This window comes from Brevibacterium permense (assembly GCF_013280495.1).
GTDB classification, from domain to species: domain Bacteria; phylum Actinomycetota; class Actinomycetes; order Actinomycetales; family Brevibacteriaceae; genus Brevibacterium; species Brevibacterium permense.
The window spans coordinates 88,642-108,954 of record NZ_JABSSX010000006.1; the positions used below are offsets into that span (position 1 = coordinate 88,642).

The window sequence follows — 20,313 nt, forward strand, 5'->3', positions numbered from 1 at the left end:
CTCGCCTGGCAACCATCGTCGGTCTCGAATGTCGGGACGAACGATTGCGAGGTTTGACACCCTCGAGTGCTGAGGGGAACTATTGAGGCATGACTCACCTTCTTGTCGTCGTTATTACCCAGCGCGCGGATCTTCCGTAGCCTGTCGAGACGACACGTTCCGCGCGCCCCTACCGAATCGGGAGGGGCTTTTTTAATGCGGAGATGAGAAGGAAACCCAGGAAGGATAGGAATCGATGGCAGTCAAGCCCTCGACCGCGAAAGACTCGGGCACTCAACCCGCGTCCGCACCGGTCACAGCCACACCGTCCAGCATTCGCCGCAACACCGGGCCGGAGGTCCTCACCGGCGCACAGGCGATCGTCCGCAGCCTCGAGAGGCTCGAGGTCGACACGGTATTCGGGCTTCCCGGCGGCACCATCCTTCCCACCTACGACCCGTTGTTCGAGACGGACAAGATCCGTCACATCCTCGTCCGTCACGAGCAGGGCGCCGGCCACGCGGCCGAAGGCTACGCGGCCGCATCGGGCAAGCTCGGCGTGTGCATCGCCACCTCGGGCCCGGGCGCGACGAACCTCATCACGGCTCTGGCCGATGCGCACATGGACTCCGTGCCGATGCTCGCGATCACCGGTCAGCAGGCCTCGACGCTGCTCGGCACCGACGCCTTCCAGGAAGCCGATATCGTCGGTATGACGATGCCGGTGACCAAGCACAGCTTCCTCGTCACCCGTGCCGAGGACATTCCGGCGGCGCTCGTCAACGCCCACCACATCGCGACCACCGGCCGTCCCGGCCCCGTGCTCGTCGACATCACCAAGGACGCGCAGACCGGCACGGCCCCCTTCGTCTGGCCGGAAGAGCCGGTGCTTCCCGGCTACCGCCCGATCCTCAAGCCGCACGCCAAGCAGATCCGCGAGGCCGCACGCCTGATGTCCGAGGCTCAGCGCCCGGTGTTCTACATCGGCGGCGGAGTCATCCGCTCGGAGGGCGAGAAGGAGCTGTTGCGCCTGGCAGAGGCCACGAACATCCCCGTGGTCACCACGCTCATGGCGCGCGGAGCCTTCCCCGACTCGCATCAGCTGCACTTGGGCATGCCCGGAATGCACGGCAGCGTGCCTGCCGTCACCGCCTTCCAGAAGGCCGACCTGCTCATCGCCATCGGTGCCCGCTTCGACGACCGCGTGACCGGCAAGCTGGACTCGTTCGCCCCGAACGCCCAGGTCATTCACGCCGATATCGACCCGGCCGAGATCGGCAAGAACCGAGAGGTCGACGTCGCCATCGTCGGCGATGCCCGTGAAGTGCTCGCCGAGATGCTCGCCGAGATGCGCAGCAAGTTCCCCAAGGCTCTGGAACGTCAGCGCGAACCGTGGTGGCGCTTCCTCAACCGTCTCAAGCAGACCTACCCGCTCGGCTATGAGACGCACGGCGAACTGTGCGATCCGCAGTACGTCATCTCCCGGATCTCGGCGCTCACCGGCCCCGAGGCGGTCTATGCCGCAGGCGTGGGGCAGCACCAGATGTGGGCTGCTCAGTTCATCGAATTCGAGCGCCCCAAGTCGTGGCTCAACTCCGGCGGCCTCGGCACCATGGGCTACTCCGTGCCGGCTGCCATGGGCGCGAAGGTCGCCCAGCCCGACCGTGTGGTGTGGGCCATCGATGGTGACGGCTGCTTCCAGATGACGAATCAGGAGCTGGCCACCTGCGCGCTCAACAACATCCCGATTAAAGTCGCGATCATCAACAACTCGTCCCTGGGAATGGTCCGCCAGTGGCAGACCCTGTTCTACGACGGCCGGTACTCCAACACCGACCTCAACACCGGACACGAGACGATCCGCATCCCCGACTTCGCCAAACTGGCCGAAGCCTACGGCTGTGAGGCGGTCCGCGTGGATCGCAACGACGATGTCGATGCCGCGATCGAAAAGGCGCTGTCGATCAACGACCGACCGGTCGTCCTCGACTTCACGGTCCCGCCGGATGCGATGGTGTGGCCGATGGTCGCGGCAGGCGTGTCGAACGATGAGATCGAATACGCCCGCGGCATCCGCCCCGAGTTCGACGGAGAGGGCGAAGAGGAGGCCGAGGCCGCCATCGCCGAGGCCGGAGCGAACGAAGACGGCACGGTGCGTTCCGTGGCTCAGATCGAAGGAGGCCTGGAATGAACAGCAGCCGACACACACTCTCTGTCCTGGTCGAGAACAAGCCCGGTGTCCTCACCCGGTTCACCGGGCTCATCGCCCGTCGCGGCTTCAACATCCACAGCCTCGCCGTCGGTGTGACCGAGCATGAGGAGCTCTCACGGATCACCGTCGTCGTCGACGTCAACGACGTTCCGCTGGAGCAGGTGACGAAGCAGCTGAACAAGCTCGTCAACGTCATCAAGATCGTCGAACTCGAACCCGAGTCCTCGGTGCGTCGTGCGCACATCATCTACAAGGTCAAGGCGAATGCGGCCACGCGACCGCAGGTCGCCTCGGCGGTTGAGATGTTCCGGGCGAAGATCGTCGACGTCGGACCCGACTCCGTGAGCATCGAGGCCACCGGCGAACTCGGCAAGGTCGAAGCCCTGCGCGAGGTCCTCGAGCCCTTCGGGATCAAGGAGATCGTGCAGTCGGGAACCGTGGCCATCGGCCGTGGGGCGAAGTCGATCACGGACCGCGCTCTGCGCAGCTGATTTCGCGTTCCAACTTGTGGAACCTCCCTCATCTCAATAAGTGAACAGCAGTACCGAACTGTGAAACAATGGGGACATCACCCCGTAATTCGAAGGAGCTAGAACTATGGCAGCAGAACGCTATTACGACGACAATGCAGACCTGTCGATCATCCAGGGCAAAAAGGTCGCCGTCATCGGCTACGGCAGCCAGGGCCACGCCCACTCGCTGAGCCTGCGCGACTCCGGCTCGCAAGTCCGCATCGGCCTCAAGGAAGGCTCGGCCAGCCGCGACAAGGCCACGGCCGAGGGCCTCGAGGTCGGCACCCCCGCCGAGGTGGCCGCATGGGCCGATGTCATCACGATCGCCGCACCCGACCAGGTTCAGGCCGAGATCTTCAACAACGAGATCAAGGATCAGCTGGCTCCCGGCAAGACCCTCGTGTTCATCCACGGCTTCAACATCCGCTACGACTACATCAAGGCTCCCGAGGGCGTCGACGTCATCATGGTCGCCCCGAAGGGACCCGGCCACGTGGTTCGTCGTGAGTTCGTTGACGGCCGCGGTGTGCCCGTGCTCGTCGCCGTCGAGGTCGACGCTTCCGGCAAGGCCTGGGACACCGTGCTGTCCTACGCCAAGGGCATCGGCGGCCTGCGCGCCGGCGGCATCAAGACCACCTTCACCGAGGAGACCGAGACCGACCTGTTCGGTGAGCAGACCGTGCTCTGCGGCGGTGTCTCGCACCTCGTCCAGTACGGCTTCGAGACCCTGACCGAGGCCGGCTACCAGCCCGAGATCGCCTACTTCGAGGTCCTCCACGAGCTCAAGCTCATCGTCGACCTCATGGTCGAGGGCGGCATCGCCAAGCAGCGTTGGTCCTGCTCCGACACCGCTGAGTACGGCGACTACGTCTCCGGCCCGCGGGTCATCACCCCCGAGGTGAAGGAGAACATGAAGGGCGTCCTCGACGACATCCAGAACGGAAAGTTCGCCGAGCGCTTCATGAACGACCAGAAGAACGGTGCACCGGAGTTCAAGGAGCTGCGCGCCAAGGAAGAGCAGCATCCGATCGAGTCCACCGGTCGCGAACTGCGCAAGATGTTCGCATGGCTCAAGGACTCCGACGACGACTACACCGAGGGCACTGCCGCTCGCTGAGTCTGAGTCTCAACCTCGCCGAGGCGGCCCCGTCGTTGCGACGCTGGCATCGCCCCAGCCAGGAGAGCTGAGTGAAGGAGCCCCGGACATCTGTCCGGGGCTCCTTCGCATTCACCTCGGCGATCCCAGTGCCTCGGCGATCACAGGGCGGCAGACATCGATCGGGAGAATCTCCCGACGTCGGCACCGATCTGGACTAGTGTGGAGGTGTGACGAACTACAGATTCGAAGACTTTGAGCCGACTATCGACGCCTCCACCGGCGAACCGGACGAGCGCACGAAGGGCTATTTCGCCTCGACGAGCGTGGGCTTCCATGACCCCAGGTCGACCGACGCGGCCCTGCTCAACCGGGTCGAGCGGGCGATCGCCGATGGGCGCAAGCTCACCGCCGTCTACGCGGATCAGGAGTTCGGGCACGGCCTCGACGCCTCAATCCCGGTGGCGACGTTCGCGTGGTTCGAGAAGCTCGTCAACGTCGGCGGCGGCCGGCTGATTCCCGGACACCTCATCACCTGGATCACGGTGCGCCCGACCCATCGCCGGCGCGGTCTGCTGCGGTCGCTGATGACCACGGACCTCGCAGAGGCGAAGGCGAACGGCTACCCGTTCGCCGCACTGACCGCCACCGAAGGCGGAATCTACTCGCGCTTCGGCTTCGGTGTGGCCACGTGGCTGCGTTCGATCGAGGTCGACACCTCACCCGGCTTCAAGATGGTCCGCGAACCCGATCGCCGCGTCGAGATGTGCCTGCCCAGCGAGCTGCGCGAACTGGCTCCGAAGATCTACGGCGAGTTCATGCGCACCTCGCCCGGAGCGATGGAGCGTCAGCAGACCTACATCGAACGCGCCACCGGCGCCCTCAACACTGAGACCGGTGAAGAGGACCGCGGCGTCCGCGCGGCCCTGCACTTCGACGAACAGGGCGAGCCCGACGGCTATGTGTCCTACAAATTCGCCGGTTGGTCGAAGACCCCGCCGACCGTCGACATCATCGACTTCGTGGCCGTCACCGATGCGGCCTACGCCTCCCTGTGGTCGTTCCTCGCCGCCATCGACCTGTCGACTCGCGTGACCTTCGGCGAGTCCGCCGAATACTCCCCGCTGCCGTGGCTGCTCACCGATTCCAGGCGTGTGAAGACCGTCGCGAGCGAGGACAACATCTGGATCCGCATCCTCGACGTCAAGGCCGCGCTCGAAGCCCGGCCCTGGTACGTGCCCGGAACGCTGACGATCGACATCGACGATTCCCTCGACCTCGCAGGGGGACGCTTCACGATCACCTCGGATGGTGAGAGCGCCGAGGTGACGCCTGCCTCCGATTCGACGCAGGCAGACCTGGGGCTCGGCATCGCCGAGCTCGGATCCCTGTACCTCGGCGGAGCAGATCCCGTCATCCTCGCCCGAGCCGGACGCATCGATGAGCAGACGCCGGGATCCGCCGTGCTCGCCAGCGCAATGTTCAGCCTCGGCCGCGCGCCGTATTCGCCGAACGGATTCTGAGTGCGCCACGGATTCTGAGCGATCCGAACGGTCTGTTGAGCGATTCTTCCCAGAATCTGAGACCTTGTGAAGGAATCCTGAAAGTCTCATAAGGTGGACGCGTCCCGGACGCAACAGGAGGAAATCAGTGCCCAAGCCCGTCGTTCTCATCGCCGAAGAACTGTCACCGGCCACCATCGAAGCTCTCGGAGGAGACTTCGAGATCCGTCACACCGAGGGCGCCGACCGATCCCAGCTCCTGCCCGCCATCGCCGACGCCGATGCGATCCTCGTCCGGTCTGCCACGCAGGTCGACGCCGAAGCCATCAGCGCGGCGAAGAACCTCAAGGTCATCGCCCGCGCCGGAGTCGGACTCGACAATGTCGATGTCCCCGCGGCCACCTCGGCGGGTGTCATGGTCGTCAACGCACCCACCTCGAACATCATCTCCGCAGCCGAGCTGACGATGGCCCACATCCTCGGTTCGGCTCGCTACTTCGGTGCCGGAAACACCTCGCTGAAGGCGGGGGAGTGGAACCGGAAGAAGTACACCGGCGTCGAACTCTACGAGAAGACCCTGGGCATCGTCGGCCTCGGCCGCATCGGCGGACTCGTCGCCGAACGCGCGAAGGCCTTCGGCATGCGTCTCGTCGGCTACGACCCCTACATCACTCAGTCCCGCGCGGCGCAGATGGGCGTCGAGGTCCTCGACCTGCCCGGCCTGCTCGCCGTGTCCGACTTCGTCACCGTGCACATGCCCAAGACGCCGGAGACGGTCGGTATGATCAGCACCGAGGAGCTCAAAGCCGCCAAGCCCGGAGCCCGGTTCATCAACGTCGCCCGCGGCGGCATCATCGACGAAGCGGCCCTGGCCGAGGCCGTGGCCAACGGCGAGGTCGGCGGCGCCGGAATCGATGTCTGGAACGTCGAACCGCCGGAGCACTCGGCACTCATGGACCTCGATGCCGTCAACGTCACCCCGCACCTCGGCGCCTCGACTCACGAGGCCCAGGAGAAGGCCGGAGTCGCCGTGGCGAAGTCCGTGCGCAAGGCTCTGGCCGGGGAACTCGTCCCCGATGCGGTCAACGTCGCCGGCGGTGCCATCCACGAGGATGTGCGTCCGGGCATTCCCCTGGCCGAGCGTCTGGGTCGAGTCGTCAACGCGCTGGCCGACTCATCGGTCACGCACTTCAAGGTCGAGGTCAACGGCGAGATCGCCGACAAGGACGTCTCCGTCCTCAAACTCTCGGCTCTCAAGGGTCTGTTCAAGGACGTCGTGTCCGATCAGGTCTCCTATGTCAACGCTCCGCTGCTGGCCGAAGAGCGCGGAATCGGCGTCGAGCTCGTCACCGATCCGTACTGCGAATCGTTCCGCAACATCACCCGTCTGACCGCGACGACGAGCACCGGGCAGCGCATCTCCGTGTCCGGCACGGTCACCGGTCCGAAGCTCGTGCAGAAGCTCACCGAGGTCGACGGCTACTCGCTTGAAATCGAGCTGACCGACAACCTGCTGATCTTCCGCTACGAGGACCGTCCGGGAATCATCGGTCAGCTGGGTCTGGCACTCGGTGCGAACAACGTCAACATCGCCGGAATGCAGGTTTCGCCCGCGTCGACGAGCAACGAGGCGCTGTCCGTCCTGGCAGTGGATTCGGTCGTCTCGGACGAGGTCGTCAAGGCCGTGGCCGGTGCCGTGAACGCCTCGGCCTTCACCGGCGTCTCACTCCAGGAGGACTGAGCCCCGCAGCAGAAGGACCCGGTTCACCTCGCAAGCCGCAGAGCGAAGCGGGGTGAGCGGGTCCTCTGCGCTGTCAGGGTCCAGAATTCGTCGACGAGAACGGCGACGGCGATGCCGATGAAAGCACCGGCGATCGTGTCCGTGAGCCAATGGACCTGGAGTGCGGTCCGTGACCACATCATGCCGAGGATCCAGATGCCGGCGAGCATCGTGGTGACAAGGAAGATCGCCGAGCGCAGGCGTCTGCGCAGCACAAAGACGCCCGCGAGCAGCGCGGTGCAGATGACCACACCGGTGCCGCCGCCGACCTCGGCGAGGACGACGGCGATCCAGTACGGCACCGAACCTCTATCGAGGCCGGCGAACTCCAGCCACGACTGATCGACCGGCGTGGGGCCGATGCGCTCGAGATGCAGCCACAGTCCGAAGGCAATGACGAGCAGGACGGCGGGCAGTGTTGCCCACAGCAGCCAAGGCGGCTGTCGGCTCAAGCGTTCCAGAGACCGTAGGCGTCGGCCATGGACGCGATCTTCTTGGCGCGGGCCAGGCGCGGCAGGTAGGAGCCGTCGGTGATCTCGGATCCGCCTTCGGCGGCTTCGAGCATCTGGCGGGCCCAATCGCGTTCGTCTTCGCTCGGGCTCATGGCCTCGTTGAGGGTGTTGACCTGGTCGACGGTGAGGACGAGCTTTCCGGTCATGCCCATCATGTGTGTGACTTCGGCGTCGGCCCAGACCTTCTCATCATCGGCATCGGCGGCCGAAGGGCCGTCGATGGGTCCGGGCAGGCCGCCCATGCGAGAGGCGATCGTCAGGCGTGAGCGTGCATAGGCCAGGGCCATCGGATCGCCGGAGAAGCCGGTGTCCTTGCGGAAATCATTGGTGCCGAAGGCGAGGCGGAAAGTGCCGGGCGCCTCGGCGATGCGGGTGGCGTTCTCCACTCCGCGGGCCGACTCCAGGAGGGCGAGCACGGGCAGGCCGGCCTTCGCGCGCATCGCGGTGTAGGACACCTGCTCGGGACGTTCGGTCTCGGGCAGCATGACTCCGCGCAGGCCCGGAAGCATGGCGACGGCGGCGAGGTCGTCGGCCCAGTACTCGGATTCCATCTTGTTGATCCGGACCCAGGCGGACATTCCCGAGTCGAGGGCGCGCACGACATTGTCGCGGGCTTCGATCTTCTTGTCATCGGCGACAGAAGCCTCGAGGTCGAAGATGACGGAATCCGCTTCCGAGGTCTGCGCAGGAGTGAACAGCTCCTCCCTCGCAGCATTGACGAGCAGCCAGGACCGGGAGAGTTTGGCGGGCAGAGCTGCGGCGCGGGCATTGCGGATGATTTCGGTCAATGATCGACTTTCTCTCGGGGCTGATTGCGTGCGGCCCCCACGGGGTTTGGGGTGCTGTCTCCATTTTCGTCCCTGCCGCGTCAGATGTGTAGCCGAGAACAGTGATTGAGACGTGAATTTGTTCATGTCGGCACACGAAGCGCGGGGGAGCGGCGGGTGCGGCGGTCGTCGTCCGAAGTGTTCGCGCCGCTGTTGCGCCGACGTCGCTGCATCTCCGCGCCTCTGCGACGGCGCAGACGACGGTTCACATTGTAAGACACTGTAGTTGTATCGTGAGATCGAGTCTTATTCTGTGAGCATGAAGTTCTCAATCGCAGTCATGCCCGGAGATGGAATCGGCAACGAGGTCGTCCCCGAAGGCCTCAAAGTCCTCAAGCGCGCCATCGAGGTGTCCGGTGAGCCCGTCGAACTCGAACTCACCGATTACAAGGTCGGTGCTCAGCGCTATCACGAGACCGGTGAGACGCTCACCGACGAAGAGCTCGAATCGCTGCGTGAACATGATGCCATCTTCTTCGGCGCCTGCGGAGATCCGTCCGTGCCCTCCGGCGTGCTCGAGCGCGGAGTCATCCTCAAGATGCGCTTCGGGCTGGGGCATGCGGTGAACCTGCGTCCCTCGAAGCTGTTCGCCGGAGTCACCAGCCCGCTGGCCGAGCCCGGGAAGATCGACTTCGTCGTCGTCCGCGAGGGCACCGAAGGCTCGTACACCGGATCCGGCGGTTCCGTGCGCACGGACACGCCACAGGAAGTCGCGACCGAGGTCTCGGTCAACACCTGGTACGGCGTCGAGCGCGCCGTCCGCGATGCCTTCGCCCGCGCTCAGGCGCGGAACAAGAAGCTCACCTACGTGCACAAGCACAATGTCATGGTCCACGCCGGTCACCTGTGGCGTCGCGTGGTCGAGAAGGTCGGGCAGGAATTCCCCGAGGTGGCCGTCAACTACGAGCACACCGATGCGTGCACGATCTACATGGTCACGAATCCCGAGCGCTACGACGTCATCGTCACCGACAACCTCTTCGGTGATATCCTCACCGACCTCGCAGCCGCGGTCACCGGCGGAATCGGTCTGGCAGCCTCGGGGAACCTCAACGTCGAAGGCACGGCGCCGAGCCTGTTCGAACCGATCCACGGATCGGCTCCGGACATCGCCGGGCAGCAGATCGCCGACCCGACCGCCTCGATCCTCTCGGGGGCGCTCATGGCCTCCCACCTGGGGCTCGAGACAGTGGCCAAGGCGATCGAGACGGCCGTGGAGACCGACCTCGCTGAGCGCGACGGAACGAAGCGGTCCACCGCCGAGGTGGGCGACGCGATCGCGGCACGCCTCCGCTGACCGGATCGACCGCCTCGGCGAAGGTGCGAGTGGGTGACCATGGTGTCACCTCTGCGAGGGGGCGGGCGGGTAACCATGGGGTCACCTCTGCGAGGATGAACCCAACCGAGCGACACCCGATTTCAGGTTTGACGACATCACCCCGGTGCGACGAGCGCCGGGGTGATGGACTACCCTTAAAGTGTCACTCATCACAAGTGAGAAAAGAGTTTTCATGACAGATTTCACCGTTCTTAAGAACCTCCAGCCGCAACCCGAGCTGGTGCGCGAGAACATCAAGAAGGACCCCGGCTTCGGCCAGTACTTCACCGACCACATGGCGCACATCCGCTATACGATCGATGACGGTTGGCAGGGACACGAGGTCCGGCCGTATGGTCCGCTGCTGCTCGACCCGGCAGCCGCCGTCCTCCACTACGCCCAGGAGATCTTCGAGGGGCTCAAGGCCTACCGTCATGCCGACGGATCGGTATGGACGTTCCGACCCGAGCGCAATGCCGCGCGCATCAACAAGTCCGCCGAGCGTCTCGCGCTGCCGCAGCTGCCCGAAGAGGACTTCATCGACTCGCTCAAGCACCTGGTCAGCCTCGATCAGGCCTGGGTTCCGACGCCGGAGTCGGACGCCGACGAGTCGAGTCTCTACCTGCGGCCGTTCATGATCGCCACGGAGCGGTTCCTCGGCGTGCGGGCCAGCCACGAGGTCGACTACTACGTCATCGCCTCACCGGCCGGACCTTACTTCTCCGGCGGCATCAAGCCAGTGTCGATCTGGCTCTCACCGAAGCTCAAGCGCGCCGGCGCAGGCGGCACCGGATTCGCCAAGTGCGGCGGCAACTATGCATCGTCGCTGGTGGCGACCAACGAGGCGGCCGCCAAGGGATGCCAGCAGGTGCTGTTCACCGATTCGGTGGAGAACAAGTGCATCGACGAGCTCGGCGGCATGAACCTCATGCTCGTGACGAAGAGCGGCAAGCTGCTCACTCCGGCGCTGAGCGATTCGATCCTCGACGGCGTCACCCGCCGTTCGCTGCTCGAACTGGCTCCTCAGCTCGGACTCGAGGCCGAAGAGCGTCAGATCTCCATCGAGGAGTGGCGCGAGGGCGCGGCCAGCGGCGAGATCGTCGAGGCGTTTGCCTGCGGCACCGCTGCGGTCATCACGCCGATCAGCAAGCTCGTCAGCGAAGACTTCACCATCGACCACGGTGAAGAGGCCGGTGAGACGACCATGGAGCTGCGTAAGACCCTGCTCGGCATCCAGTACGGACGCGTCGAGGACAAGAACAACTGGCTCGTGCGCCTGGCCTGAGGGTCGGGGCTCTGGAGGGCCGGGCGTCGCGCTGATCGCGGAGTCCGGCCCTTTGTGTCTGTCCGTCTGCTGTTGCGGAGCCGTTGATTACGGGGTGACCGGTCGGCAGTTATTTTACTCAGCTGTGCGTTAACTGGGGTACTGTGTCTTCGTGCACACGACCACCTCGGCGTCGGTACCGACAGCCTCCGAAGTCATCGCTCACCTGCCATGGAAGTGGCGCACTCAAGGTGCCATCTTCATCTTCGGCGGGCTCGGTTTCATGTTCGACGCATGGGACGTCGCCCTGAACGGATTCCTCATTCCGCTGCTCAGCGACTATTGGAGTCTCACCGTCGGCCAGGCCGCCTGGATCGCAACCGCCAACCTCATCGGCATGGCACTTGGTGCCTTCATCTGGGGCGGCATCGCCGACGTCATCGGTCGGAAGAAGGCTTTCACTCTCACGCTCCTCGTGTTCTCGATCTTCACCGTCGCCGGAGCCTTCGCGCCCGCATATGGGTGGTTCATCGTCTTCCGCTTCCTTGCGGGATTCGGGCTCGGCGGATGTATCCCCGTCGACTACGCCCTCGTCGGGGAGTTCACTCCCAGCCGTCACCGCGGACGCGTGCTCACGGCTATGGACGGCTGGTGGCCGATCGGCGCCTCGCTCTGTGCGTTCGTGTCGGCTTACCTCCTCGGCTTCGGGGACTGGCGCCTGATCATGCTCGTCATGATCGTGCCGGCACTGTTGACGGTGGCGGTGCGTTTCGGAATTCCGGAATCACCTCTCTATCTGGCCTCGGTCGGACGCTACGCAGAGGCCGATGCGATCATCAAGCGACTGGTCGAGCGCACCGGCGCCGACGTGCGTGAGTGGACACACGAGCCGGTCGGAGGGACTGCTGCGACGCCGACCTCGAGTGCAGAGCCCAAGGTAGGTGGGCAGCTGCGTGCGGCCAGCGGTCAGCTGGTGCAGCTGTGGCAGCACTCCGCGAAGACGACTCTCGTCGCCTGGTCGCTGTTCGTCTCCGTCCTTCTTGTCTACTATGCGGCGCTGACATGGCTGCCGGGGATCCTCAAGAAGCAGGGGCTGGCTGATCAGGCGGCATTCCTCGTCACCGGGTCGATGACCGCGGTGGGCATCCTCGGCGTGATCGTCTCCGCGCTCATCGTCGAACGATTCGGTCGCAAATGGGTGCTCGGGGTCTCGGCAATCATCGCGGCATTGCTGCTCGTCGGGGCGGCAGTGTTCATCGAATCCTCTGGCGCCGATCTCACCTGGACCGCGAAGGCCGCAATCATCGGGTTCGGCTTCGTCATCCAGATCGCCATCCCGACGCTCTACACCTACGTCTCCGAGCTCTATCCCACCCGCCTGCGCGGATCCGGTTTCGGTTGGGCATCGGCTGCGTCTCGACTGGCGACAGGAATCGCCCCGATCGTCTTCGGTGCGTTCATGTGGCCCGTGCTCGGACTGACGCTGACGTTCGTCCTCACCGGTGCGCTTGTGGTCGCCGCCGTGCTGCTCATGGGCTTCCTCGCCCGAGAGACGACCGGCGAAGAACTGAGCTGATCCGGCCGCGGGAGTCGGGCTGATCTGGCCAAAGGAGTAATGGAGCGTTCAGTCGAAAGGGCCATTGTTCCCGCCTCACTGAGATCAGCGCCCGATCTGCCATTACGGGCGTCTGAGCTGGACAGATGGCCAGGTGAACTCTCGTGTCAGTGGCGAACGATAGTGTTCTGGACATGGAAGCAAAGCAGGTTCCAGACGTGCTCACCGAGATCGCTCGGTGGTCTGAGAGCCTGTCCGAAATGTCTCCTGCCTTGACCGAGGAAGAGGCGATCGATCGCATCACGGCTCTCGAGGAGCTGACTTCCGCCTGCGCCGCCGCGCAGGCCCGCGAATCCCTGACGTTCGATATGCACCGCAGGAATCGCGAAGCCGAAGACGGGATCCCGAGCAAGAAGCAGGGTCTCGGAGTCGGTGCGGAGATCGGCTTGGCCAGAAAGGTCTCCCGGCACCGTGGCAACGCGCTGCTCAAATTCTCTCGGACCCTGCTCTTGGATCTGCCCAATGTCTACCGGGCGATGAAAGGTGGCGACATCTCGGAGGAAAAGGCCCGCACGGTCGCAAAGGAATCCGACTGGCTTCCCCGGGAGAAGAAGCACGAGCTCGACGAGCGGTTGGCCGGACGCCTCGCCGAGGTGGGTGTCAGGAGATTGGGCAACGAAGTGAGGGCTCTCGCACAGAGGCTCGATCAGCAGGCTGCGGTCGACCACCTCGAGCGCTGTATCGAAGAGCGCTCGGTCAGTGTGCGTCCGGCACCGGGAAATATGGCTTACCTGACCGCTCTGCTGCCGATGTCGCAGGCTGTCGCCGCATTCGCCAACCTCAAGAAGTCGGCGCAGACTGCCATCGCCGCAGGCAACGCCGATGGCCGTGGTCAGAATCAGATCGCTGCCGACCTCTTGGTCGAGCGACTGACCGGGCAGGCTGCTGCTGCGGCAGTGCCCACCGAAGTCCACCTCATCATGCAGGACAGCAGTCTTTTCGGGCCCGGGGAAGAATCGGCGTGGTTCCCCGGAGTCGGCCCGATCCCGGCACAAGCCGCCAGGGCCGCGGTTGCCGAAAACGAGGCCGCCACCTTCATCCGCAGGCTCTACACACAACCTGAAGACGGGCAGCTCGTGAGGATGGACTCGCGCCGCAGGGAATTCTCCGGGCTGCTGCGACGCATGGTCATCTTCCGCGACGACGTCTGCCGCTCGCCCTGGTGCGAGGCACCCATTCAGCACGCCGATCATGCCGACGCGGCTGCCGGCGGCGGCGAAACCGATTGGGACAACGCCTCTGGACTGTGCGCGGCCTGCAACTATCTCAAAGAACTCAGCGGTTGGCGCCACAAGGCAACTGCCGGTGCCCTTGAGGTCGTCACTCCGACCGGTCACCACTACAAAACCCGCACCAAACCACTCAGCGACCCCGATCCCGGATGCACCTCTGGTCAGGACGAGGGATTCGGTGCGAGGCATGGCCCCGGCCAACAGGATCCTCCTGATCAGCAGCACGACCGGGAACGGCAGCAACTTCCCGGTCGACAACACGGCCCCGAGCCGGGACGAGACTATTGTCCCGAAACGGGACGCGGGCCCGCTCAAGCAGCGGAGGCGACGGTGTCGACTGGTGACGGAACCTGTGCTGCGCCGCCCGGCGACGGAACCTGTGCCGTGCCGCCCGGCGACGGTGTTCGTGCCGCTCCTCCGGGCGACAGAGCTCGTGCCGCGAATCCCGGCGACAGTGTTCGTCCAGCTCCCCCGAGCGACCGTGACGGTGCTTCACCAGACGAAGCCGAACACGCGTTTTCGGTGCTGATCCCATGGCGGTACGTTCGCCGGACCTCGCAGCCGGCAACCGTCGAAGTCGGCGGGTCCACCATCGGAATCGATATCTTCGACGCTGACGAACGCCCGATGAGTCCCACGGAAGAACTACTCTGCGCCGCAATCCTCGAACACCGAGGCAGGCTGTGAACCGAGTCTGCCGAAGCGATGACAAGTGGTCACCGAAAGTTCCACTGCCCGCTCCATCACGGGACTATGGTGATAGTCATGAACGACCTCAACGGGCAGCCGTCGCCCGCTGACCACATCGCGCCCTCCGGCCGAGCAGACGTTCCCGCGGTCGAAATCGTGTGGGGGATGCCGAGGGGAACGGGTCCGTTATGGCAGGGCATACCCTCGGGGCCGGGAATCACCGAAGTCCGCCCGCCCCGCAGCGAGGTCGAAGCAGTCTATGGGGCCGCTGCCGCCGAGCCGCCGCTGAACGAGGACCCGAGGTTCGCGGCGGTGTTCGCCGACGTCTACGAAGTCTCCGTCCGCAACGGACAGGTCCTCATGACATTGACGCGGACCCAGCCCGACGGGCGGCTGAGCTCATTCGCCTACGGCCACCATTGGAACTGGGAAGAACAGAAATATCCGTGGGCATTCGAACTGCAGCGCCGTCTCGGCGAGGCTTCGACCGAACTCGAATCGACCTCCGCTCTCAACCTGCTCGCCCGTGATCCTAACCGGCGCGAACGAGGTTTGGGACGGCGCACTCTCGAGGCGTGGGTCGGGGAGGTCGGACGCTTCGGCTGCTGGCTGCAGACCGACGATATCGACAGCCCGGCACGACGGCTCTAGGAGGAACTCGGCTTCACCGAACTCGGCCACGGGCCTGAGGCTCCCAACGGGCACCCCGGATTGGTCATGTTCCGCAGCCCGCGGTGAGAAATCCTCGTCAGAACAGTTCCTCGTCAGCGGCACCGAGCGGTTGAGTCAGCGGCGGTCACTAGGATGGAGTCATGCGTGAAGAAGACTCCTCAAAGACGGCCTCGACGGTGAACGCCGAACTGCCCGACGACGAAAACATCTGGCTCGAAGACATCTACGGCGAGGAGCAGATCGCCTGGGTGAAGGACCAGAACGCGAAGACCCTCGAGCGCTTCCGCGACGGCCTCTTCGACGACATCTCCGATGATCTGCGCACCGCACTGGACTCCGACGACCGCATCCCGATGGTCACCAAACGCGGGGACCACTTCTATAACTTCTGGCGGGACAAGACGAACCCGAAGGGCCTGTGGCGACGCACCTCCTGGGACAGCTACCGCACGGCCACCCCCGACTGGGAAGTGCTGCTCGACCTCGACGAACTGGCCGCAGAGGAAGACACCGCCTGGGTCTGGTCAGGAGCGATGGTGCGCCGCAGCGACAACCGCCGCGCACTCGTCCTCCTGTCCCCGGACGGAGGCGACTCACACCGAGTCCGCGAATTCGACCTCGACGACCGCGCCTTCGTCGACGGTGGCTTCGACATCCCCGCCGCCAAAACACGGTTGGCCTGGCTCGACGACGACACCGTGCTCGTCGCCACCGAAACCGACGCCGACTCACTGACGACCTCGTCCTACCCACGTCAAGCCCGAGCGCTCCGCCGCGGTCAGAGCCTCGACGACGCCCCGATCGTCGCCGAAGTGCCGCGCGACCATGTGGCGATCTTCGTCGGCAGCGACATCCGCCCCGACACCGAGGCCACCGACCGCGCCGTCATCATCGACGCCATCGACTTCTTCAACTCGACGATGAGCTTCCTCGACCTCGCCGACATCACGAGCGCAGACGGTTCGCTGTCAGGCGAACCGACGGCATGGGCCGACGCGCTCAACAGGGTCGACGTCCCCACCGACGTCGAGGTCGGCTTCGAGCGCGACCTCGTGCTCTTCCGACCCCAGTCGACGTGGACGTCCGCCACCACCGAGGTGGCCGCCGGCGGCCTCGCCATCACCGATATCGATGCAGTCAAGGCAGGCGAGATCGCTCCGCGCGTGATCTTCACCCCCGACGCCCAAACCTCCCTGCAGTCCTTCACCTTCACCCGGGACTACCTCGTGCTCGAGCTGCTCGCCGACGTGCAGTCGAAGCTCACGGTCCTCGACCTGGGCAACGGCTTCGCCGAATCCGCCCTGCCCGGAGTCCCGGCCAACCATATGGTCGGCCTCGGCGCGGTCGACAAGTACGACCCGGCCACCGCCAACGACTTCTGGATGGTCAGCACCGGCTTCCTCACGCCCTCGACATTGTCGTACGGCACCTTGGGCCCCTCGGACGAAGCTGCGGGAACGAACGAGTCCACCATCGAGGTGATCAAGTCAGCCCCGGCGACGTTCGATGCCGAAGGGCTGAGCGTCGAGCAGCACTTCGCCACCAGCGCGGACGGGACGAAGATCCCGTACTTCCAGATCGGAGCTGCCGATGCCATCCTCGACGGAGCCAACCCCACACTGCTCGACGGCTACGGCGGCTTCGAAGTGAGCCGAACGCCCGGGTACTCACCTGTGGTCGGACTCGGCTGGCTGGGGCGCAGCACCAACGGCTGCACGCGTCGCCGCGGCATCTACGTGCTGGCCAATATCCGCGGCGGCGGAGAATACGGCCCCGAGTGGCACACCTCGGCGATGAGGGAGAACCGGATGCGCTGCTACGAGGACTACTCGGCCGTCGCCCGTGACCTCATCGACCGCGGGGTGACGAGCCCGCAGCGACTCGCCTGCGCAGGCGGTTCAAACGGCGGACTCCTGGTCGGGAACATGCTCACCCAATACCCCGAACTCTTCGGCGCCGTCTCCTGCGGCGTCCCGCTGCTCGACATGAGTCGATACACGAAAATCAGCGCAGGCTACTCGTGGAAGGCCGAATACGGCGACCCCGATGTGCCCGAGGACTGGGACTTCATCAAGCACTTCTCGCCGTACCACCTCCTCGAAGAGGGTCGAATCTACCCGCCGGTGCTGTTCTGGACGGCCACGTCCGATGACCGGGTCGGCCCTGTCCAAGCGCGGAAGATGGCCGCCCGGATGCAGTCGATGGGGATCGAGAACGTGTGGTTCTTCGAAGACACCGAAGGCGGACACTCGGCTGCTTCTGACAACGAGCAGACCGCGTTCACCCGAGCGCTGAGCTACAGGTTCCTGTGGAACGCACTGACAGGGGAGTAGGTTGGGAGACATGACGAACGAGACGCAGCACTTCCACGGCGAATACAAGGTCATCGGCGGCAAACTCGTCGTCGCCGATGTCACCACCGACGGTCAGACCATCACCGAGGTGAAGATCTCCGGGGACTTCTTCCTCGAACCCGAGGAAGCCTATTTCGACCTGGCACCGGCCCTCGTCGGCGCCAGCGTCACTGCCGATAATGCGGCGCTGCGCGGCCGCCTCGACGAGGCTTTGGCCGGATACGGTTCGGAACTGGCGATGCACGGCTTCTCCACCGCCGATATCGCCACCGTGGTGCGTCGGGCATTGGGATCAGCGGCGAACTTCACTGACTTCGACTGGCAGGTCATCCGCGGCGAGGTGCTGCCCACTCAGCTCAATGTGGCGCTCGATCAGGTCTTGCTCGAGGAAGTCGCAGCAGGTCGCAGGCAGCCGACCCTGCGGTTCTGGGAATGGGAGGACACAGCCACCGTCATCGGGGCCTTCCAGTCCTACGTCAACGAGCTGCGGCCCGAAGGCGTGGAGAAGTACGACGTCCAGGTCGTGCGTCGCATCTCAGGCGGCGGTGCGATGTTCATGGAGGGCGGCAACTGCATCACCTATTCGATGTTCGTCCCGCCTGCCCTTGTCGCCGGCCTCGACTATGAGGAGTCGTATGTGTTCCTCGACCAGTGGGTGCTCGCGGCTCTCAAAACTCTCGGCGTGGAGGCGTTCTACAAGCCGATCAACGACATCTCCTCGACCGGAGGCAAGATCGGCGGTGCCGCACAGAAGCGCAATCGCGACGGCACACTGCTCCACCACGCGACGATGAGCTACGACATCGACGCGGACAAGATGGTCGAAGTTCTGCGCATCGGCGAAGCGAAGATCTCCGACAAGGGAGTGGCGAGCGCGAAGAAACGCGTCGATCCGCTGCGGAGTCAGACCGGTGAGGCGCGCAAGGACATCATCGATGTCATGGCGGACACCTTCGCCACCCGCTACGGGGCCACTTACGGCACCTACACAGAGGAGGAGCTCAAGCGGGCGCAGGAACTCGTCGATGAGAAGTTCGGGACCGAGAAGTGGACGCACCGAGTGCCGTGAGCACCTCTGAATCCACCGCTTTCCGGGGCACGATCGTGGCCCTCGGCGGTGGTGGGTTCTCGATGTCCGAGACCGGGGAATCGGCCATTGATGACGAGCTTCTGCAGATGGCGACTCGACGAGCCCATGCCGTCCATCAGGAAGGCACCGGCACCGCCTCACTCATTCCACACGTCTGCTTCGTCCCGACGGCATCCGGCGACAGCCGTGACTACATCGAGCGGTTCGAAGCGGCATTCGAGGCGCGCGCACGAACCCATGTCCTCTCTCTGTTCGGGCAGAGTCCGTGGGACTACCAAGATCCGGCGATGCTGCTCGACATGGACCTCATCTACGTCGGCGGCGGCTCCACGGCGAACCTGCTCAGCCTCTGGCGGAGGCATGGCGTCGACCAACGGATGAGAGAAGCGGCCGCCGGAGGAACGAGCCTCGCCGGCATCAGCGCCGGTGCGAACTGCTGGTTCGAAGCATCCTCGACGGATTCGTTCGGTCCGCTGGCACCGCTGAACGACGGGCTCGGATTCCTGCGGGGGAGTGCTTGCCCGCACTTCCATGGAGAACCCGGACGGAAGGAATCCTTCCGGGAATGGATCGCGCAGGGCCGGCTTCCCGGCCCCGGAATCGCCATCGATGATCATGCCGCGGTCGTATACGTCGACGGTGCGGCCACCTCGGTGATGGTGGAGTCCGCAGGGGCGCAGGCGCTCGTCGTTGATACGGGCGGTCGCCTGCACAACCTCGACGAACACCGCCCCGTCGCACCTGTCGGCTAACACGGTTGAGGCGAGGAGAATTTCGGTGCGGACCGGTCGCCGCAACCCGCCGAGCTGTCTGTAGGATTGGGAATCAATCACGTCCCCCTCACTAGGAGAGCCATGCGCCAGGTCGAACCGTCCGTTGAACTGCTCGCCAAGCCCAATATCGATTGGGAAGCGATGAGGACTTACCTCGACGAGGTGGGCGGAACCTCCTGGGCGGACCGGGTCGAAGATGCGGAATCTCCCGACGCCGAGGATCTCCTCGAGTTCTCCGGACGCATGTGCTATCGCTCGTGGGAGCCGGGACTCAACCCGAACGTCTCGCGGGTGCGCACCGATTCCGCGCAGTACCTCGGCAACGTCGTGAAGTCCCAGCACGGGTCCGTGCTCGAACACGCGAACTTCACCTTCGTCCTCCACAACGTCTCGCGCGTGCTCACCCACGAACTGATCCGCCATCGCGCGGGATCGGCGTTCTCGCAGGAATCGCTGCGCTACGTCCGGCTCACCGACATCCCGTTCTGGTTCCCCGAGTGGGCCCGCGAAGATCCCGAACTCATGGAACGCAGCCTCAAGGTCCTCGACACCCTCGAGGAGCACCAGCAGTGGATGGCCGAACATTTCGAACTTGACGAGGAGGGCACGAAGTTCTCCCACAAGAAGCACATGACCTCGTTCATGCGCCGCTTCGCCCCCGAGGGCCTGGCCACCGGCATCGTCTACACCGCGAACCTGCGCTCGCTGCGCCACGTCATTGAAATGCGCACTGCAAAGGGCGCTGAAGAGGAGATCCGCCTGATCTTCAACAAGATCGGTGAGGTCATGCGCGAAGAGGCTCCGGCGGTCTTCGCTGACTACGAAGTCGTCGACGGAGAATGGATCCCCGGCACGCGCAAAGCCTGAGACCACGCAAGGCCTGTC

General features: G+C 64.7%; 16 protein-coding genes. 14 read left to right on the forward strand and 2 right to left on the reverse strand.

All coding sequences use genetic code 11. The annotated features are described in order from the left end of the window. The first annotated feature begins 235 nt into the window (after positions 1 to 235). The 5 genes from HK353_RS10375 (at position 236) to serA (ending at position 7,042) form a co-directional block, all read left to right on the forward strand. Entirely contained in the window at positions 236 to 2,170 is a 1,935-nt protein-coding gene (locus HK353_RS10375; RefSeq protein WP_173155872.1) for an acetolactate synthase large subunit, read from the forward strand. Further along, positions 2,167 to 2,682 carry an acetolactate synthase small subunit gene (gene ilvN, locus HK353_RS10380; RefSeq protein WP_101544532.1) on the forward strand — a complete coding sequence of 172 codons (516 nt, stop codon included), beginning with the start codon at positions 2,167 to 2,169 and terminating at the stop codon, positions 2,680 to 2,682. The genes HK353_RS10375 and ilvN overlap by 4 nt, the downstream gene beginning before the upstream one ends. 106 nt (positions 2,683 to 2,788) lie before the next feature. Further along, a complete protein-coding gene (gene ilvC / locus HK353_RS10385) occupies positions 2,789 to 3,820 on the forward strand; it encodes a ketol-acid reductoisomerase (protein WP_173155874.1) in 1,032 nt (343 codons plus the stop codon). Positions 3,821 to 4,029: 209 nt separating this feature from the next. Next, positions 4,030 to 5,322 carry a GNAT family N-acetyltransferase gene (locus HK353_RS10390; protein WP_173155876.1) on the forward strand — a complete coding sequence of 431 codons (1,293 nt, stop codon included), beginning with the start codon at positions 4,030 to 4,032 and terminating at the stop codon, positions 5,320 to 5,322. A gap of 127 nt (positions 5,323 to 5,449) precedes the next feature. Then, a complete protein-coding gene (gene serA / locus HK353_RS10395; RefSeq protein WP_173155878.1) occupies positions 5,450 to 7,042 on the forward strand; it encodes a phosphoglycerate dehydrogenase in 1,593 nt (530 codons plus the stop codon). Positions 7,043 to 7,065: 23 nt separating this feature from the next. Here the strand turns inward: serA and HK353_RS10400 are convergent, their stop codons facing one another. Both HK353_RS10400 and HK353_RS10405 read right to left on the reverse strand, forming a co-directional pair. Next, positions 7,066 to 7,533 (reverse strand): phosphatase PAP2 family protein, encoded by a 468-nt coding sequence (locus tag HK353_RS10400; RefSeq protein ID WP_173155880.1) that lies wholly within the window; start codon positions 7,531 to 7,533, stop codon positions 7,066 to 7,068. Further along, positions 7,530 to 8,381, reverse strand: a complete 852-nt coding sequence (locus HK353_RS10405) for an HpcH/HpaI aldolase/citrate lyase family protein (RefSeq protein ID WP_173155882.1) — start codon at positions 8,379 to 8,381, stop codon at positions 7,530 to 7,532. Before HK353_RS10405 ends, HK353_RS10400 begins: the two co-directional genes overlap by 4 nt. Positions 8,382 to 8,679: 298 nt before the next feature. Here HK353_RS10405 and HK353_RS10410 point away from each other — a divergent pair, with 298 nt between their 5' ends. The 9 genes from HK353_RS10410 (at position 8,680) to thyX (ending at position 20,295) form a co-directional block, all read left to right on the forward strand. Continuing rightward, positions 8,680 to 9,717 (forward strand): 3-isopropylmalate dehydrogenase, encoded by a 1,038-nt coding sequence (locus tag HK353_RS10410; protein WP_173155884.1) that lies wholly within the window; start codon positions 8,680 to 8,682, stop codon positions 9,715 to 9,717. 214 nt (positions 9,718 to 9,931) lie between these two features. Then, complete coding sequence (locus HK353_RS10415) at positions 9,932 to 11,023, forward strand: branched-chain amino acid aminotransferase (RefSeq protein ID WP_173155887.1); 1,092 nt, start codon at positions 9,932 to 9,934, stop codon at positions 11,021 to 11,023. A gap of 151 nt (positions 11,024 to 11,174) precedes the next feature. Next, on the forward strand, positions 11,175 to 12,578 hold the full coding sequence (locus HK353_RS10420) for an MFS transporter (protein ID WP_173155889.1): 1,404 nt from the start codon (positions 11,175 to 11,177) through the stop codon (positions 12,576 to 12,578). 173 nt (positions 12,579 to 12,751) lie between these two features. Then, the gene (locus HK353_RS10425; RefSeq protein ID WP_173155891.1) at positions 12,752 to 14,536 is read left to right on the forward strand and encodes a DUF222 domain-containing protein; all 1,785 of its coding nucleotides are present in this window, start codon (positions 12,752 to 12,754) and stop codon (positions 14,534 to 14,536) included. Positions 14,537 to 14,614: 78 nt separating this feature from the next. After that, positions 14,615 to 15,190 carry a hypothetical protein gene (locus HK353_RS10430; RefSeq protein WP_217278396.1) on the forward strand — a complete coding sequence of 192 codons (576 nt, stop codon included), beginning with the start codon at positions 14,615 to 14,617 and terminating at the stop codon, positions 15,188 to 15,190. Between the two features lie 161 nt (positions 15,191 to 15,351). Continuing rightward, positions 15,352 to 17,544 (forward strand): prolyl oligopeptidase family serine peptidase, encoded by a 2,193-nt coding sequence (locus HK353_RS10435; RefSeq protein ID WP_173155893.1) that lies wholly within the window; start codon positions 15,352 to 15,354, stop codon positions 17,542 to 17,544. Between the two features lie 10 nt (positions 17,545 to 17,554). Then, entirely contained in the window at positions 17,555 to 18,634 is a 1,080-nt protein-coding gene (gene lplB, locus HK353_RS10440; RefSeq protein ID WP_173155895.1) for a lipoate-protein ligase small subunit, read from the forward strand. Further along, entirely contained in the window at positions 18,631 to 19,407 is a 777-nt protein-coding gene (locus HK353_RS10445) for a Type 1 glutamine amidotransferase-like domain-containing protein (RefSeq protein WP_342589889.1), read from the forward strand. Before lplB ends, HK353_RS10445 begins: the two co-directional genes overlap by 4 nt. A gap of 102 nt (positions 19,408 to 19,509) precedes the next feature. Continuing rightward, positions 19,510 to 20,295, forward strand: a complete 786-nt coding sequence (thyX, locus tag HK353_RS10450; RefSeq protein WP_173155897.1) for an FAD-dependent thymidylate synthase — start codon at positions 19,510 to 19,512, stop codon at positions 20,293 to 20,295. The last annotated feature ends 18 nt before the right edge of the window (positions 20,296 to 20,313 follow it).